At 61.9% G+C, this 17,556-nt stretch carries 13 protein-coding genes and 4 tRNA genes; 9 read left to right on the top strand and 8 right to left on the bottom strand.

The features are described 5' to 3' along the window. Window positions 1-230 precede the first annotated feature (230 nt). The 4 genes from ABSB13_RS13740 to ABSB13_RS13725 all read right to left on the bottom strand — a co-directional run bounded on the left by ABSB13_RS13740 (window position 231) and on the right by ABSB13_RS13725 (window position 5,123). A complete protein-coding gene (locus ABSB13_RS13740; RefSeq protein ID WP_428109455.1) occupies window positions 231-632 on the bottom strand; it encodes a hypothetical protein in 402 nt (133 codons plus the stop codon). 62 nt (window positions 633-694) lie between these two features. Beyond that, a complete protein-coding gene (locus ABSB13_RS13735; RefSeq protein ID WP_428109452.1) occupies window positions 695-1,927 on the bottom strand; it encodes a trans-sulfuration enzyme family protein in 1,233 nt (410 codons plus the stop codon). Window positions 1,928-2,003: 76 nt separating this feature from the next. After that, window positions 2,004-3,848 (bottom strand): MFS transporter, encoded by a 1,845-nt coding sequence (locus ABSB13_RS13730; protein ID WP_428109449.1) that lies wholly within the window; start codon window positions 3,846-3,848, stop codon window positions 2,004-2,006. An 87-nt stretch (window positions 3,849-3,935) separates the two neighbouring features. Beyond that, window positions 3,936-5,123, bottom strand: a complete 1,188-nt coding sequence (locus tag ABSB13_RS13725; RefSeq protein ID WP_428109462.1) for a BaiN/RdsA family NAD(P)/FAD-dependent oxidoreductase — start codon at window positions 5,121-5,123, stop codon at window positions 3,936-3,938. Window positions 5,124-5,225: 102 nt separating this feature from the next. Between ABSB13_RS13725 and ABSB13_RS13720 the strand changes: the two genes are divergently transcribed. Further along, entirely contained in the window at window positions 5,226-6,011 is a 786-nt protein-coding gene (locus ABSB13_RS13720; protein ID WP_428109459.1) for an SDR family oxidoreductase, read from the top strand. 22 nt (window positions 6,012-6,033) lie between these two features. Next, window positions 6,034-6,981 carry an LLM class flavin-dependent oxidoreductase gene (locus tag ABSB13_RS13715; RefSeq protein WP_428109447.1) on the top strand — a complete coding sequence of 316 codons (948 nt, stop codon included), beginning with the start codon at window positions 6,034-6,036 and terminating at the stop codon, window positions 6,979-6,981. Between the two features lie 110 nt (window positions 6,982-7,091). Here ABSB13_RS13715 and ABSB13_RS13710 read toward each other — a convergent pair whose 3' ends face one another. Next, window positions 7,092-8,753 (bottom strand): acetolactate synthase large subunit, encoded by a 1,662-nt coding sequence (locus tag ABSB13_RS13710; RefSeq protein WP_428109444.1) that lies wholly within the window; start codon window positions 8,751-8,753, stop codon window positions 7,092-7,094. 344 nt (window positions 8,754-9,097) lie between these two features. On the opposite strand from ABSB13_RS13710, the gene ABSB13_RS13705 reads away from it, so the two are divergent. Beyond that, window positions 9,098-10,939, top strand: a complete 1,842-nt coding sequence (locus ABSB13_RS13705; RefSeq protein ID WP_428109441.1) for an AI-2E family transporter — start codon at window positions 9,098-9,100, stop codon at window positions 10,937-10,939. A 1-nt stretch (window position 10,940) separates the two neighbouring features. On the opposite strand, the gene ABSB13_RS13700 is transcribed toward ABSB13_RS13705, so the two are convergent. Continuing rightward, a complete protein-coding gene (locus tag ABSB13_RS13700; RefSeq protein WP_428109439.1) occupies window positions 10,941-11,678 on the bottom strand; it encodes a hypothetical protein in 738 nt (245 codons plus the stop codon). Between the two features lie 703 nt (window positions 11,679-12,381). Between ABSB13_RS13700 and ABSB13_RS13695 the strand changes: the two genes are divergently transcribed. The 4 genes from ABSB13_RS13695 (at window position 12,382) to ABSB13_RS13680 (ending at window position 12,780) form a co-directional block, all read left to right on the top strand. Beyond that, window positions 12,382-12,455, top strand: a tRNA-Pro gene (locus ABSB13_RS13695). A 2-nt stretch (window positions 12,456-12,457) separates the two neighbouring features. Continuing rightward, a tRNA-Arg gene (locus ABSB13_RS13690) sits at window positions 12,458-12,534 on the top strand. A 61-nt stretch (window positions 12,535-12,595) separates the two neighbouring features. Beyond that, window positions 12,596-12,671: transfer RNA gene (locus ABSB13_RS13685), tRNA-His, on the top strand. A gap of 33 nt (window positions 12,672-12,704) precedes the next feature. Beyond that, window positions 12,705-12,780 (top strand) — tRNA-Lys (locus ABSB13_RS13680). Window positions 12,781-12,901: 121 nt separating this feature from the next. On the opposite strand, the gene cydB is transcribed toward ABSB13_RS13680, so the two are convergent. Continuing rightward, window positions 12,902-13,927, bottom strand: a complete 1,026-nt coding sequence (gene cydB, locus ABSB13_RS13675; protein ID WP_428109436.1) for a cytochrome d ubiquinol oxidase subunit II — start codon at window positions 13,925-13,927, stop codon at window positions 12,902-12,904. Further along, window positions 13,924-15,294 carry a cytochrome ubiquinol oxidase subunit I gene (locus ABSB13_RS13670; RefSeq protein WP_428109434.1) on the bottom strand — a complete coding sequence of 457 codons (1,371 nt, stop codon included), beginning with the start codon at window positions 15,292-15,294 and terminating at the stop codon, window positions 13,924-13,926. Before ABSB13_RS13670 ends, cydB begins: the two co-directional genes overlap by 4 nt. Before the next feature lie 514 nt (window positions 15,295-15,808). On the opposite strand from ABSB13_RS13670, the gene zwf reads away from it, so the two are divergent. Beyond that, window positions 15,809-17,206 carry a glucose-6-phosphate dehydrogenase gene (gene zwf / locus ABSB13_RS13665; protein ID WP_428109432.1) on the top strand — a complete coding sequence of 466 codons (1,398 nt, stop codon included), beginning with the start codon at window positions 15,809-15,811 and terminating at the stop codon, window positions 17,204-17,206. Window positions 17,207-17,300: 94 nt separating this feature from the next. Then, window positions 17,301-17,556 (top strand): transaldolase family protein (locus tag ABSB13_RS13660; RefSeq protein ID WP_428109457.1); only part of this gene is annotated, 256 nt, incomplete at its 3' end.

Below are 17,556 nucleotides of genomic sequence, written 5' to 3'. Positions count from 1 at the left end.
AACGTCCGCTGCTCACTCATCACTCCACCTCCGCACCCATCCATCGATCAACTTCATTCTACCTATATCGATCTACCTATATCGATCGACTTGTGCAGAGGTTCCCTAGGCGCTTGCCATGTGGGAGGGGGAACAATCGCGGGAGCGAAATGGGACGGGAGAGGCGCGGGCATCAACGGATCGCCGTCGCGGCCGCCGCTATCTTCCGAGGCTTGATTGCTCGTGCGCCCTTACTTATCGGGAAACTCCCACATGCGCGCTACGCCCTGCGGGTTTTCCCGGGTGGATCTCGCGTAAGGGCCATCGTTGTCCTCGGACAGCGATGTCCATTGTCCGGAAAAGTCGGCCTCATCGGCATACCCGTAGTAACCGCCGCCCCAGTAACCATTCCCGTAGTAGCCGTTCCCATAGTAATAAGGGGGGTACGCGTAGGTGCTGGAAAATCGGCGGTTGCGCTGACTCAGGCCTGCACCATGCCCCATGCCAGAGGAATGGGTGGCGTGGCTTGCGGAATGCGCAGCGCTTGCGTGGCCGCCACCATGTCCCGCGCCGGTGCCCGCGCTGGCGCGGCCAGCGATCGCGAACAGCATAACTGCAAACATCACGACGGCAATTAATTTCGTGGCTTTCATTGCGAGTCACCCCTTACCTTCACACTATCATATGGCGGCGCGAAGCGGCAGCCCAGCGCGGATCAAGCCAGCGCGCGGGTGAATTCATCCAGCAGGTCGCGCCAATGCTCGGTACCGACCGAGATGCGGACCAGCGCGTCGGTGATTCCGGCGGCTGAGAATTCCTCGGGCGACAGCTCGCTATGGGTGGTCGTCATAGGATGGCATACGAGCGTCTCGACGCCGCCCAGGCTGACGGCGTTCTTGGCGATCTTCAAACGGCGCAGGAATTCGAAGGCTCCCGTCTTGCCGCCTTCAACCTCGAGCGACATCAGCGAGCCCGGGTAGTCGGTTTGCGCGTCGCGGATCTTTATCTGGGCGTCGTCGGTGAACAGCGACGGGTAGATGAGACGTTTGACGCGTGGATGCCTGGCCAGCTGCTCGGCGATTCGCTGTGCGTTCTTGCTTTGCCGGTTCATCCGCAGCGCGACGGTCGAAAGCCGCGAATCGAGCATCCAGCATTCGTCTGCCTGCAGGATGTTGCCGAGCAGCGCGCGGACTCCGGTCAGCGTCTCGATCAATTCAGCGTCCGTCGCCAGCACCGCGCCGGCCAGCAAGTCGCTGAATCCACCGAGGAACTTTGTCGCCGAGTAAATCGCGAGGTCCGCGCCGTGAATCAACGGATGCTGAAAGGTCGGACCAAGCAGAGTGTTGTCGACGGCGAGCAAGGGGCGCTTCGGGTGCCGGCGGACTGCGGCGGCCGCTTGCGCAATATCGGTCATCATGAGGGTGGGATTGGCGGGAGTCTCGATCAGAACCAGGCTGAGATTGCTCGCCTGTTCGATCGCCTCCGTCAGCGCCCTGCCGTTGCCCGCCGGCACTCCGCGCGCATCGAAGCCGAGCGGTTCGATTATCTGGTGGATCAGGTGTTGGCTCCCGCCATACAGAGGCTGCGTGTAGATGAGCGAACCGCCTCGTTCCAGGAACGCGAGCATCACGGTAAAGATCGCTGCCATGCCCGAATTGAAGACGGCCGCGGAGTTGGCGCCGCGCTCGAGAGGCACGAGTTGTTGCTCGAGGATTTCGGCGTTGGGATGGTTCAGGCGCGCATAGATCAGGTCGGGACGATCGTCGCCGAGCGGGTGGATTTTCCCCAGCACAATTCCAAACGCACGCTCAGCCGCCTCCGGACTTGGAAAGACGAACGTTGAACTGCGATACACCGGCGGTCTGGCCGAGCCGACCGACAACTTCGGGTCGAAGCCCCTGGTCAGCACGGCGGTCTCCGGCCGCACGCGATACGAAATCTTGCGCATAGGTTTTCACTCCAGGCCGATCCCCGTGTCGGCGATTCTCGCCGCACTCAGCACAGGGACGATCATTTCTTATCAACTAGCTGCCGTCCGCGACACCGGATTCGACCACGGCCGTGGGCGCGCCCTCTCGGATAGCTTCGACGACCTGCCCCAGATGCGCACGCACCGCGTCGGCCGGCACCTCACCCGCCGCAAGCCGGCGCGCGGGTCCAAGCCGCATCAGGTGAAAAACGAATATCGCCAGCGCCAGCCCCGCGGTCACCACGACCAGCGAAGTCATCGCGCCGGGATCGGTGCGCAGCGAGCTGACGCGGCGCAGCACATAGATGACCGACAGCGCCGAGACTCCAATCGACAACGCAGCCGCGGTGAGCACGTCGCGCACCGGCCGCGAGGCTCCCGTTGCGAGATAGCGCTTCAACTCGCCGATCGAGAAGTAGTCGAGGAACCAGCCGACATCCTCGTCGTGGCCGGCTTTCGGCGCCGGCACCATCAGGCCCGTCATCGGATCGAGCGCCGCCACCCCGCGTTCGTGACGCTCGATACCTTCGAGGATCGTGTTGTGGATCGCCTCGGTCATCGGGAACTTGCGCGCGATCAGGTATGAAAGCATCGAGCAGACCGCGGGGCCCAGCGCGAAGATCGCCCTGATCGCGAAGACCACCCGAGGCGTCTGCACGGCGTTGGGTATGTAACCCAGTGAGGCAAGCACCGCGATCGGAATGGCGGCGCTCGGAATCGCGACGAACTTGGGAAGCATCGACCAGAACGCGGTGTACTGCGCCTCGCGCCGCTTGCCGGTGTAGAGCTCGTCGTAGTCGATTACGTCGGCCTGCATCGAGGGCGTCAGGAACAAGCCGGCGCCGAGTCCGATACCCGCCCAGCAAATCAGCGCCAGCAGCCACCAGGTGTCGCCCGGCCCGAGCATGAACATCGCGCCGCCGCCGCTGATGCCCAGAAAAAAGCTGGCGAGATACGCGTTGAGCTTTCCGACTCTGCGCGCAATCGCAACCCACACCGGCAGCGACATAAATGCGAATGCAAAATAACCCAGCAGCAGCATCGAGAGCCAGAAAGTCGGATTGCGCGGCCGGATCACGTAGGCGTTGAAGAACGGCATCATCGTGGCCGGAATCGCGCCGCTGATGCTCGACACAACGTAGCTGCCGAGCAAAATCGCGAACGGTCGATTGCGCAGCGCGCGCCTGACTCCCGGCACCAGCGGATTGGATTCGCGGGCGACGAAATCGGGGCGCTCCTTCACGGTCAGCACCAGCAACCCGTAGAGCACACTGAGCATGACGCCGAAGAAGATTCCGAGCCGGAAGAATACCTGCCGCTCGGTCATGTGGAACGCCTGCATCATGACGCCGGGCGCCGCCGCGGCCACGATCGTTCCGAGAATCGTGAAGGACTCGCGCCACGCGAACAGGCTCGACCGCTCGTGATAATTCTGCGTCAGCTCCGGGCCGAGCGCGTAGTGCGGCAGAACATAGATGGTGTGAAAGATGAAGTAGAGGATGAACGTCACGCCGAACCAGATCGCCGCGCGCCCGCCGGTGAACGACTGCGGCGGATTCAACAGACAGAAAAAAGCCACGCCGCAAAGCGGAGCGCCGAACAGCATGTACGGCCTGCGCCGGCCAAGACGCGTGTGCGTGTGATCGGAGATCCAGCCCATCAAAGGGTCGCTCAGCGCGTCGAGCGAGCGCGCGATCGCGATTGCCATCGCCAGGTATCCCAGCGGCACCAGCACCACGTCGGCATAGAACTTCGGCATGTGGATGAAGATCGGGATGATCATGGCGGCACCCGCGAAACTGGGGGCGCCGTAGAGAAGCTTGATCCTGAGAGTCAATGGCTCGGAGCTGTGCGCGGCACTGGCAGCTTCACCGCCGATTTTCGCTCCCGCTGAACCCATCAAGACCCCCGGACTCATCCGCGCGCTTCGACAGGTGATGTTAGATTACTTGCCTGCTCAAAAGGAATGACGAAATTTCCCGATCGATCAGACCGCATTGCCCGCGCACCATCCGCTCGACCACGCCCACTGGAAATTGTAGCCGCCCAGCCATCCCGTCACGTCCACCGCTTCGCCGATCGCGTACAGGCCGCCGACCGCGCGAGCCTCCATGGTCTTCGACGACAGCGCGGCCGTGTCGATTCCGCCGACGGTCACCTCGGCTTTGGCCCATCCCTCTGAACCGGTTGGCTTGAACTGCCATCGTCTCAGCCGATCCGCCAGTTCCCAAAGGCTGCGGTCCGGGATGTTCGCGATCGCGAGCTTGGACGCCGCGGTACTGGCAAGCGCATGCGCCAGGCGAGTCGGAATCACCTCGGCCAGTACGGTCTTCAGCTCGGCCCTGGGCCGCGTGCGCTTTCGGTCCGCGAGGAAACTCTCGATATCTATTGAAGGCGCAAGGTTGAGCGACAACGTGTCGCCATCGCGCCAGTACGACGAAATCTGCAAAATCGCGGGGCCTGACAGGCCGCGATGCGTGAATAAAATGCTTTCGCGAAAACTCTCGCGGCCGCATGAGGCCACTGCGTCGATTGAAACGCCGGCAATCGTTCGGCAAAGTTCCAACGTCTCGCCGCCGACTTTCAACGGCACCAGCCCGGGCCGCGGCTCGATCACCGCCAGATCGAACCGCCGCGCCATCTCGTAAGCGAAGCCGGTCGCGCCCATCTTTGGAATCGAGAGGCCGCCGGTCGCGAGCACCAGCGCCGGCGCGATAAAGCCGCCTTTGTCGGTCTCGATACGAAAGCGATCGGCGCGGGTTATTTCGGTGACGCGGTGTCCGGTGCGCAAATCGACGCCGGCGGCCGCGCACTCCGCCAGGATCATCGCGAGGATCTCGCGTGCCGATCCGTCGCAGAACAGCTGGCCCAGCGTCTTCTCGTGATAGCGAATGCGATGGCGCTCGACGAGCGCGATAAAATCGTGCTGCGTGTACCGGCTGAGCGCGGACTTGCAGAAATGCGGATTGGCGGAAAGAAAGCGCTCCGGCGCTATTTCGAGATTGGTGAAATTGCAGCGGCCGCCGCCCGAGATAAGAATCTTGGCGCCTGGCTGATCGTTATGCTCAATCAGCAGCACGCGCCGGCCGCGCTGTCCGGCTATCATCGCGCACATCAGCCCGGCCGCTCCGGCGCCCACGATCACAACGTCAAACGATTCCATCGCCGAGGTCATTAGGCGCGCCCCGACGCGGCCGCGCAAGGCCGCCATGATGCCAAACGGTGCGAGATTCGCTACAACGATTCACATAACGATCGAAGCCCGGTGAAGGGAAAAATGGATCTTCAGCTCAAAGGAAAAACGGCGCTGATTCTTGGCGGCAGCAAAGGACTCGGACGCGGCGTGGCCGACGCGCTCGCAGCCGAGGGGGTTGCGGTCGCGCTGGTGGCGCGCGGCCAGGAAGGACTGGACCGCGCGGTCTCCGAAATCACCTCGCGCGGCGCCAAGGCTGCGGGATTTGCGGCGGACCTCGCGAATTGGCCGAGCATCGAGGATGCCGCCAACGCGGCGCGCAAACAGCTCGGGGCGATCGACATCCTGCTCAACAATTCCGGCGGACCGCCGCCGTCGGGCGTGGCCGGCGTGTCGGCAATGGTCTGGGAGGAGCAGTTCAATGCGATGGTGCTGCCGCTGTTTCGAATAACGGATTTGTTGCTTGGGGACATGCGCGCGCGAAAGTGGGGCCGAATCCTCAACGTGGCCTCGATGAGCGTGGTCGAGCCGATCGCTACGATCGGAGTGTCCAATACGCTGCGCAGCGCGATCGTCGGCTGGGCCAAAACGCTGGCGACGGAGACGGCGCGCGACGGAATTACCGTCAACACTCTTCTGCCGGGACCGATTGCGACCGATCGGACGGTGCAGCTCAGCCGCGCGGCTGCGGCTCGCGAGAACATTTCCGTCGAGGAAGCAATCAAGCGAAGCGCGAATTCGATTCCGGTCGGACGGCTCGGCACGCCCGCGGAATTCGGCGCAGTCGCGGCGTTTTTCGCCAGCCCGCTGGCGGCCTACGTGACCGGTTCGTTGATTCGGGTCGACGGCGGCGCGATTCGATCGGTTTGAGGATGCGAATGCGGGTGCCGACATGAGCGATGCTCTCCCGCTGAATTCCAAAGTCAGGTTTGGCGCGCTGGCGGCGGCGGGCGATCGCGAGCACGCGCGCCAGACCGTCGATTCGCTGTCGGATTGGGGTTACCAGAGTATCTGGGCGGGTGATCACGTTGCCTTCATGGGAGCAATCGACGATCCGCTGACCCAGTTAACCTACATGTCCGCGCTCAACCCGAGCCTGATTTTTGGCACCAGCATTTACCTGTTGCCGCTGCGTCATCCCACCACGGTTGCAAAGATGGTCGCGACGGTGGACCGCCTCATGGGCGCGGGACATTTCATTTTCGGCGTCGGCGTCGGCGGTGAATTTCCGCGCGAGTACGAGGCGTGCGGCGTCCCGCTCAAACAACGCGGCGGACGCGCGAACGAGGGAATCGAAATAATCAAGCGGCTGTGGACTGGTGAACCGGTCGAGTACCACGGCAAGTATTTCAGCTTCGGGAAAACTACGATGTTGCCGAAGCCCCGCACTCCCGGCGGACCTCCCGTATGGGTCGGCGGACGAGCCGAAGCCGCGCTGCGGCGTGCGGCGCGGCTGGGCGACGGATGGATGCCGTACGTGGTGACGCCCAAGCGGGTCGGCGAGGGCCTCGATTTCATCGCGCGCGAGGCGGAAAAGGCCGGGCGCCAGTTCGTCCGTTTCGGCACGGCGCTGCATCTGTTCGTGACGCTTGGGCCGAGCTACGAAGATGCGCTCGACGTCGCGGCAGAGCATCTGAGCAAGCGCTACGCGATGGATTTCCGTCAGGCCGCCAGGCGCTACGCCGCCTTGGGGAAGCCCGCCGACGTCGCCGCGCGAATCGATGAGTTCATCAAAGCGGGAATCCGCGATGTCAACGTGGATATCGCGTGCGCGCCGGCCGAGCGCGACGCACAGCTCGAGCAGTTCGGGACGGAAGTCATCCCCATCCTGCGGCGCTGAAGGATCGTCGCCCGTCGGCTGGAAACGGATCGTTCAACTATTTGGTGTTCGCTGAGGTCAAGCTTCTTTCGCTCGGCATTGCAACGCCGACTTGCGATTTGCCGGCCCGCTCACAGCGGGTCGGTGAGTTCGCCAAGCTTCTTGGTCAGCGCAAGATTTTCCGAGTAGTCAACCGGACAGGCAACCAGCGACACGGCATCATCCGCAAGCGCACGGTTCAGGGTGGGCAAAAGCTCCCCGGCGGCACGAACCCGATAGCCCTTTACTCCGAGGCTTTGCGCGTATGCCACGAAGTCGGGGTTGGTGAAATCGCAGTGCGAATCGCGTCCCAGTTCCAGCTCCATTTTCCACTTGATAAGTCCGTAGGCGCGATCCTCCCAGACCAGCGCCACGAAGGGAATCTTTTCGCGTACCGCGGTTTCCAGCTCTTGCGAGTTCATCAGAAAGCTTCCGTCGCCCATCACCGCGAGCACTTTGCGTTCGGGACAAGCAAGCTTCGCGGCGATCGCGCCGGGCAGGGCGAACCCCATGGTCGCAAGCCCATTTGAAATCAGGCAGGTGTTTGCCGCGTAGGTCGGATAGAGCCGCGCCATCCACATCTTCACCGCCCCGGTGTCCACCAGCACGATGTCTTCCCGGCCCATTGCGCGGCGGATGTCCGCGACGAGGCGCTGCGGCTTGACCGGAAATGAGTCATCGCCGGCGCCCCGATCGAGTTCCTGCCGCAGCAATCCCCGGATCACGGCGCTGACCGCCGGCGGGCCTTGAGCCGGCTCCAATGCGCTCGCGAGCGCATCGAGCGATTGCGCGATGTTTCCCTCGATTCCGACCGCTATGTGGTAGTGAGCATCGACCTCGGCGGGATAACGGTGAATGTGGATGATCTTCTTGCGCGCGTCTGGATTGATCCGCTCAGGCGCGTATTCCTGCAAATCGTAGCCCACGCATACGATTACATCGGCACGGTCGAAGCCGAAATTGGCATAGTCGTGGCGCATGAAGCCGAGCGCGCCGAGCGCGTTGGGATGATCGTCGGGAAAGACCCCCTTTCCCATGAACGTGGTGGCCACCGGGATGCTGAGCCGCTCTGAGAATCGCACCAGCGTCTCGCTTGCGTCATTGCGCGCGGCACCGTGTCCGGCGAGGATGACTGGCGATTTCGCGCCTTTCAGCACCTCGGCGGCTCGCCTGACTTGGCTGGCCGAGGGCGCCATGTCGTACACGACATTGATTGCGAGCGGCGCCGCATCGCGCGGGATCGAGAGCTGCTCGACATCCTCCGGCACTGCCAGATAGACGGCACCGGGTCGCTCGGTCTGAGCGAGCTTGAACGCTTTGCGGACCATCTCCGGTATCGCCTCAGGCCTCAGCACCATGTCGGCCCATTTGGTCACCGGACGGAACATCGCCACCAGATCGACGCTTTGATGCGATTCCTTGTAGATGCGGGACAGCCCTACTTGCGCCGAAATTGCCACCAGCGGAGCGCTGTCAGCATGCGCGTCGGCCACGCCGAGCAGCAGGTTGATCGCGCCGGGGCCCAGAGTCGCGATGCAAACACCGGCGCGACCCGTTAGCCGCCCGTACATGTCCGCCATGAATGCGGCGCCCTGCTCGTGGCGCACCAGGATGAACCGAATCGGCGAGCGGCTCAGCGCATCGACAAAATGGATGTTTTCCTCGCCCGGGATGCCAAAGATGAATTCGACGTCTTCATTTTCGAGGCATCGCGCGAGCAGTTCGGCCGCGTTGGGTTTTTGCCCTGTTGCCATGCGAATTTTCGTGCAGGAATTCGGTCAAACCTCGCGCAGCAAGGCTTTTGGGCAATTTATCAAATTGGTGGTTCGCTTGGAAAACGGAAATCCGGGTTGAATGAGTATCTGATTTTCAGAAGCCTCTTCATCTGCGAGATGTTCCCAACGCGCGGGAACTAGCTCGATCATCCCGCTGCTGATCAACGAAAGCGAGGTTGAAACGGGAACACTGGTTACCGCGGGCACGCTAAGGTGCGTATGGGCCAGCGCGATCGGCGAGTTTCGGCAGCGGCGCGATTATAGTTCAACTTATCCAGAGCGCGGGGCAGCGGCTGAAGCTCGGCAATGCCGGAGTGATGGCAGTGGCGGAAATCGAAAAGCAAACAGAGCAACCCTACGGCGAAGGTGAGGATCGCTTCGCGCTGCTATCGGTTGCCGCACCGGTTTGCGCACTGATCATCACCACCGGCGCTTTGTATCTGGGCAGATCGGTCCTGTTTCCGCTGACGATTGCACTCATTCTGAGCGTGGTCTTCAGCCCCGTCGCAACCCGCCTCGAGCGCTACTTCGGGCGCCTCATAAGCGCCGCGCTGGTAGTACTATTGGTAATCGGCGCAATTACGGCGATTGGGTATTTTCTGACTATTGAACTGACTAATGTTGCCGACCAGGTTTCTGGATATTCGGACAATATCGGCAACAAACTGGCGGCGCTTGAAAAAAATACGCCCCCATGGCTCCAGCATATCAAGGATGCGGTTTCCGACGTTCAGCGCCGCATGGCAACCACCAGTCCTGCCCCCCGCCAGCCGCCGCGTGAAGTGATGGCTGTTCCGGTTCCGACCTCTCTCAGCGACAGCCTGAAGCCGGTTGTTCCGATCGTCGATGGCATGCTCAAGACGCTGCTCATCATCATGCTGCTGTTTTTTCTACTTTACAGCCGAAAGGATTTGCGCGATCGATTTGTCCGGCTCGCGGCACGCGGGAGAATTCCGATCGCAGCGCAAGCGATAGAAACCGCGGGTTACACCGTCGGCCGCTACCTGCTGCTTTTTTCGTTGATCAATCTTGCCTACGGCATCGCCGCCGGAACCGTGGCCTGGTTTCTCGGATTGCCGAGCGCCCCGCTGTGGGGTCTGCTCGCATTCCTGCTGCGGTTCATTCCATATGTCGGCGCGATCAGTTCGGCGCTTTTGCCGGCGCTGGTCGCTTTTGCGTTGTTCCCCGGATGGAGCAAGACGCTCGAGATACTTGGCGCCTTTGTGATCATCGACCAGGCTGCGGCGCAGTTTGCGGAACCATTTATCATCGGTCGCGGAATTGACGTCTCTCCGGTGGCGTTGCTGATATCCGCGATGTACTGGTACTGGCTGTGGGGAATACCCGGGCTGCTGCTTTCGACGCCGTTGACCGCATGTCTTAAGGTGGCGGGCGACTTTATCCCTCCGCTGGGGTTTCTCTCGATTCTGCTCGGGGCGGACCGGGCACTCGACGACTACCACGACTTCTACCGCTTGCTGCTTGAACTGAACCCGTCAGGAGCCAGAGAAGTTGCTATCCGCTATTGCGATGAGAATGGCCTGGAACGAACTTTTGACGACGTGATTGCGCCAACCCTGGTGCTGATGGGCGAGGAGCGCGCGGACGGCCATATCAGCGACGAGAACCAGCGGCTCATCATCGATACAACCCATCAACTGATTGCGGAGCTTGGAAACCGGTTCATCAAAACGCGGATTGCTCCGAGCGTGCGAGTGCTGGGCGTGTTGGCGCCCGGCGAGCTGCACTTTCTGGGGTTGCTGATATTGCTCGAGCTGCTGCGCAAGGAGGGCGTGGTCGCAAGCTTTACCGGCGAGAATAAATCACCGGACGAGATTTGCGATCTGGTCAAACGGTTCACGCCGGACTTCGTCTTCATCTCGTGCGTAACCGCCGACTGTTTGCCGGCCACCCTGGAACTGGTGGCGGCTTTACGATCCATCTCGTCTCGCGTGACGATCATTGCAGGCGGGGAGGCAGCGCTACACCAGTCGACCGAGCTCATAAATGCGGGATGCTCCCAGATCTGCGCCAACCCCAACGAAGCCCGCCGCGCGGTCCGGCGCTTCATTCTCCAACGCGCGAAATCCAGGCTTCCCTTCGGCGCGCTCCTGCCACGACGCTATGCACGCGCGGCGCTATCCGCAACCGAAAAAGCAAAATGATCTAGAGGCCCGGACCAGAGACGCCTTGGGCAATCCGCTCGGGCGGAGGCGGGAAGCATGGCAGCGTGCTGGTCACCACGTAATGGTAATAGTTCCCGTTCCAGCTAAACGTTCCGGCCGGTTTGCCAAAATTCGAAGCCATCGCGGCATACCGATCGCCGGCGGCCACTGAGATGAATTGCGAGGGCGTATAGGCCAGAAACGTGCTCGCCGTCTCGGGGACCACTGCGCCCAGCGGCGGCGAGAAACTCATCTGAAGAAAGTTAACCGCCGGCCGCCAACCATCGGCCGTCGTTTCATTGAACGCTATCGGTATCCATTGCCGCTCCTCGAGCGAATCGCTAAGCCGCAGCTCACGATACTCGGGCGCGCCGGCAGCACTCCTTCGCAACTCGATCACGCCCGGAACTTCGGCTTCGAGCTGGTCACATTTGTCGGCGCTATCCATTACACGTTGACGCGCTGCTTCTTCCTGCTGTGCGCGATCGGCCCCCGGATGCGTAGCCGCGGTCACGCTCGAGCCAATACCCGCCGTCAGCCCAACGGCGCCAACGCCGACATCCTCCGCGACGTCAGCCATGATGGGCGCGAATTGAGCCGCTGCCATCCAGCATCCGCTGACCCCAACGGCGACCGCGGTCACGAGTATCGCGACGAGCGATGCGCCGAAATGTCGCCTCAGGTGATCGATAAAACCCCCGGCCCAGAGCGTCAGCGCACCAATGAACATATCAAGCAAAGACGCCGCCCTCCGGTTCCGGCTAGCCTAGCAGAAATTGCGAAACATAAATGCCGGGGAAAAAATTGCCGGGAGTTGATGTCGTGGAAGCCGGGGCGCGGGTAATTACGCCAATCGTGCGCCCGCCATGATCCGATGCTCGAGAAAAAGAACGGCCGGGCTACGAGTGGGGACCGTGGTGGGGAGCCTACGGTTCAAGTAGCCCGGCCTGCTTGGGGACAGACGCTGTTTGTCTCGGGGGAGGAGATTGTCAGCGTAACTGGAATCGAAGCAAACATCGTGCCGCGAAAAACCGAAGCAAATTCAAGGTATCGCCGTCAGAATTTTTCTCGTTATGCGAGTGGGAACATCCGAAAATTTCGATTTTGATGATTTTTGCGGCCAAAATCGTGCGTTTTGCAACTTGCGACCTCGTCACTGGATGCGATCCCAAAATTCGCATCTCACGTGTGCACGCAGAGAATTGCGGCAAGATGCCTGCACCAAGCGCAGCACCGATCATGCGTCGATGCAGTCGATGCAGATGGTACGGCGCGTCCGCCACAATGCGCTCGGCAAATCCGCGCTCGGAATTCAAGCTGCCGCTATCCAGAGGATCGTGTGCCGCGCGCGCGATGTTGCACGAATAGATTGGCGAGCAAAACCGATACGCGAACGATCATCGGTTGAGAGCCGATCGTCCGTGTGTTACTTCCTAAGGGCTCGGGGCGTAGCGCAGCTTGGTAGCGCACCTGCCTTGGGAGCAGGGGGTCGGCCGTTCAAATCGGCTCGCCCCGATCGCGCCAGTAGCTCAGGTGGAAAGAGCAACGGCCTTCTAAGCCGTGGGTCAGGGGTTCGAATCCCTTCTGGCGCGCCACGGAGGCGAATTCTGAATCGGCGGCACGATGCGCCGGGCGGATTGAAACAGACCGAGGGTGGTGAGTGTAGCTCAGTTGGCAGAGCATCGGATTGTGGCTCCGGCGGTCGAGGGTTCAAATCCCTTCACTCACCCCAAATATCCTGCTACGTAAGCGTGGTTTCGACGGTGGGCCGTTAGCTCAGTTGGTAGAGCAGCTGACTCTTAATCAGCGGGTCTGGAGTTCGAGTCTCCAACGGCCCACCAAAGAACCCGGAATCAAGCGTTAGCCGCGCGGTAAATTGAATCGATAGGCGCTCGGCGAGCGTGTAGCATCCACGGGTTTGACACCTACCAGCGTCCGGATGGGGGATTTTCTCATCGGCGCTTAAACCATGCGGCGATACACGAACACGAAATAGATCGTGACGAGCGCCATGCCGGGGATGAACCAGTAAAGGCCCACGGTGAGGCCGTAGGTCGCGGCGGCGCTGGTGTAAACCGTAAGCCCCGCCGCGGTATCGGTGCTCGACGGCAAAAGGTACGGATAGACGCCGAACGCCGCGCTGGTGAGCATCCCGACGATGTACAGGCAGGAGGCGAGAAACGCCCCGGTCGCACGCCCGGCGCCGTTCAACAGCTTCATCCCGAACATCCCGGTTGCCGCGGCGAGCGGAAAGACGAATCCCCAGGGGGCGTCCGCGAAGCGGTGGCCGAGGTGCGGCTGGACCAGCGGAACGATGATCACCAGGAGCACGGTGATGACCAGCACCGCCCACCACGCCGCGTCGGCGGCTTTGCGGGCGCGCGCCGCGACGGCGCCCGCGGTCTTCATCGCGACCCACAGCGCTCCGTGCACGGTGAGCGCCGAGAGGCTCCCGAGTGCGACGATGATCGTGAACCAGTCGAGGATGCCGGCCGCGGGCATCAGACGCAGGTTGGCCCACAGCGGCAGGAAGAAGAAGCCCGAGCGGTCAAGCGGAACGCCGCGCACGACGTTGCCGATCGCGGCGCCGAAGAAAATCGCTAGCATCGCGCTGGCGCCGGCGAAGACCACGTCCCAAAGCGGCGACCACACCAGGCTCGAGACCTTGTTGCGAAACTCGATCGCGATGCCGCGCAGGATGAGGAGCCAGAGCACGATTATGAGCGGCAGGTAAAATCCCTGGAACCCCGAGGCATAGACCGGGGGGAAGGCGAAAAACAGGACGCCGCCGCCAGCCACCAGCCAGACCTCGTTGCCGTCCCATACGGGGCCCACCGAGGCAAGCACCGAGCGGCGTTCGGCGTCGGAGCGCGCGACAAAGAGATGGACGATGCCGGCGCCGAGATCGAACCCGTCGAGCACGGCGTAGCCCGCGATCATTATCGTCACCAGGCAGAACCAGAGCGTTTCCGTATGCGCCTCCTTCAATCGGCGGCAAGTGCGGACCCACTGCCGCCCGCCGCACCGTGCTCGTCCGCTGCCGCCTCGGGTCCCCGCTGCACTTCAAGATAGAGCAGGAACATGAACAGCACCGCGAGCATGCTGTACATCCCGGCAAAGCCAATCAGGGTGAACATCGCGTTGCCCGCGGAAACCTCGACCGAGCTGCCGACGGCGGTCCGCATCAGCCCGTAGACCAGCCACGGTTGGCGGCCGACCTCCGCCGTCATCCATCCAGCGGTCGTCGCAATGTAAGGAAACGGCGCGAGCAGCATCAGCGCCCACAACATCAGGGGAGTATCGTAAAGCCGCCCGCGCCAGAGCATGCAGGCCGCCAGCGCGAGCACCGCGACGAAGATTGTGCCGAGGCCCGCCATGATGTGGTAGGCGAAGTAGAGCAGCGGGACGTTGTCGGGCCAGTTGTCCTGGGGGAAGGCGTCGAGCCCTTTCACCTCGGCCTTCCATCGGCGAAAGGTTAGAAAGCTCAGCACCCGCGGCACGTAGATGGCATTGTCGAGTTTTTTCTCGCTCATGTTGGGCTGCCCTATCAGCATGAGCGGCGCGCCGCGTTCGTCGGTGAACAGTCCCTCCATAGCCGCCAGCGTTACCGGCTGGTTATAGGCGATGTTCCGGCCCTGGGCGTCTCCAGTGGGGAAAACCATCAGGCAGGAGGCTATCAGCCCCGCCGTCACCCCCATCGCGACGAACATCCGCCCGTACTCGAGATGCTGGCGGGTAAGCAGGTAGAAGGCGCCCAGCGCCGCCATCACCACGCTGGCGGTCACCACCGAGGCGGTCATGGTGTGCAGATACTGCCACCAGGCCCATTGATTCAGGATCAACGCCCAGAAGCTCGCCAGCGCGAAGCGGCCGTCGGGCAAAAGCTGGTAGCCGACAGGATGCTGCATCCAGGCGTTGGTCGCGATGATGAAGAAGCCGGAAAGCCATGCGCCGAGGAACACCAGGAAGGCGCTGAGCCAGTGCAGGCGGGGTCCGAGGCGCTTTTCCCCGAACAGGAAGGCGCCGAGAAAGCTCGACTCAAGGAAAAACGAAAACACGCCCTCCATCGCCAGCGTCTGGCCGATGACGCCACCGCTGGCGCGTGAAAAAAGCGCCCAGTTGGTCCCGAACTGAAACTCCATCGGGATCCCGGTGACCACTCCCATCGCGAAATTGATCCCGAAGATACGGCCCCAGAACCGCGCGGCGTGGTTGTAGCACTCCTTGCCGGTCCTTAGCGCTTGAGTCTTCAGGATGACCAGCAACAGCGCCAGGCCCATCGTGAGCTGGGGGAACAGATAGTGGAACACCGCGGTGAACGCGAAGTGCAGGCGATGAACCGTCAGTGCGTCCATCCGTTGTTCTTCCTCCTGGCCCGTTCAGTGGGGCCCGGTCAGCGGCGCGCGCCCGCGGGGTGAAAGACTGTGCAGCGCAGAACCTCTCCAATCACTATTATAGAAACGATTCAAGGACCCGAAGAATTCAAGAATTCTCCACAGCGCTGTGTCATAAAATTGCGATCTGTCCCATCGACCGAGCAAGCTTCTATGAACTCCCTGGACTGAGTGTGCATGCAACTCCGTCAAGACGAGAAGCGCGGTTTGAAATCTTTTGTAATCTGAAGAACAAATATTGCGGATTGCGGGATGAGCCGAAAAGCGAATCTGCTAAGCTGAGATTTTGACGCGCGCTTTGTACCAGCACCGAGCATTTCGAGGTCCAGGTGTTGAGAAACTGATCCGGCTTACGGTCCAATCTCGAATCCGCAGGACTTACAAAAGTGTCAGCCAAGATTGCGATCAACGGCTTTGGCCGCATGGGCTGCGTGTTTTTTGCGACTGCGGCCGCCGCCAGTAAGCGAGGCGCCTGATGACCGCGTCTGGTTCCGACGCGCTGGTGCTCTTCGGTGTGACGGGAGATCTCGCGCACAAGATGATCTTCCCCGCGCTCTATGCAATGGCGAAACGAGGCACCCTGAAGGTCCCGGTGATCGGAGTCGCCTTCCCGAAGTGGAGTCTGGCGCGTCTGCACAAACGCGTGACGGACAGCATAAGACGATCGGGCGGGATCGATAACCAGCGCGCCCTCCACCATCTTCTGTCCCAGCTCAAGTACGTCAGTGGGGATTACAATGACCAACGCACGTTCACCGCGATAAAGGAGGCGCTGGGTAACGCCCGGCGCCCGGCACACTACCTCGCCATCCCGCCGTCGCTGTTCGAGACGGTGATCAAGGGGCTCGGCGCCGCGAACCTGGCCGAGCATGCGCGGGTCATTGTTGAAAAACCGTTCGGACGCGACCTCGAGTCCGCGCGGGAGCTCAACCGCGTCGCGCGGAAAGTGTTCACGCGAGACTCGATTTTCCGCATCGATCACTTCCTGGGGAAGGAGGCGATCATGAACATCCTCTATTTCCGCTTCGCCAATTCCTTTCTCGAGCCGATCTGGAACCGCAACTACGTGGCCAGCGTCCAGGTAACCTTATCCGAGGATTCCGGCGTGGAGGACCGCGGCGCATTTTACGAAACCGCCGGATGCCTGCGCGACGTGATCGAGAACCACCTCTTCCAGGTGGTCGCGCTGCTTGCGATGGAATCGCCGGCCGACAGGGACTTTGGCGCCGTGCACATCGAGAAAGCCAAGGTCTTTCAAGCCATGCGCGCTGTGAAGCCCGACGACCTGGTGCGCGGCCAATACGCTGGCTACCGCAACGAGCCGGACGTGGCGAAGAACTCCGACGTCGAGACTTTCTGCGCGCTGCGGCTTTTCATCGACTCGTGGCGATGGGGCGGAGTGCCGTGGTACCTGCGCTCCGGCAAATACCTGGCCGAAACGGCGACCGAGGTCCTGGTGGAGCTGAAGCCGCCGCCGCAGAGGCTTTTCGCCGACTCAGTGCCTGCCACTGGCCGGGCCAACTATCTGCGCTTTCGGCTTTCTCCCAACTCGGCCGTCGCGCTGGCCGCTCGCGTCAAGCTCGCAGGCAAGGAGTTCGTCGGCGACCAGCGAGAGCTCTACCTGTTCGAACAAGGTCCCCAAGAGGAAGCGCCCTACGAGCGGCTTTTGACCGACGCGATGGCCGGTGACGGAGCGCTGTTCACCCGTGAGGACGCGGTTGAGGCCGCATGGGCGGTAGTCGACCCAGTCCTTAAGACCCATCACCGGGTTCGCCCTTACAAGCGCCACAGTTGGGGGCCGAAAGAGGCTGACGCGCTCATCGCTCCAGACGGCCGTTGGCACAACCCCAGACTCAACGAGGCATCCGGCTGATGGGCATGCCATGGCGGTGCTTCCGCTCGGCCTAATCGCAGCCGGCCACGCGGGCCACGCCAATGCCACACCGTTCTGTCCAAGGAGAGAAATGATGAAAGCGACCCAACAGCTCCACGAAATGGGCCAGAGCCTCTGGCTCGACAACATCACCCGCGGTCTGCTGACCAGCGGCACGCTCCGCCGCTACATTCAGGAGTTCTCGGTCACGGGGCTTACCTCTAACCCCACAATCTTCGACCACGCCATTAAGAACAGCCATGACTACGACGACGCCATCCGCCGGAAATTGAAGGAAGGCAAGTCGGGCGAGGCGCTGTTCTTCGAGCTCGCGATCGAAGACCTGACGT

It is taken from the genome of Binatus sp. (SeqCode), from assembly GCF_050013435.1.
Lineage (GTDB): Bacteria > Desulfobacterota > Binatia > Binatales > Binataceae > Binatus.
Note: the sequence above shows the minus strand (reverse complement) of the source record. Positions and strands in the feature narration are given on the sequence as shown.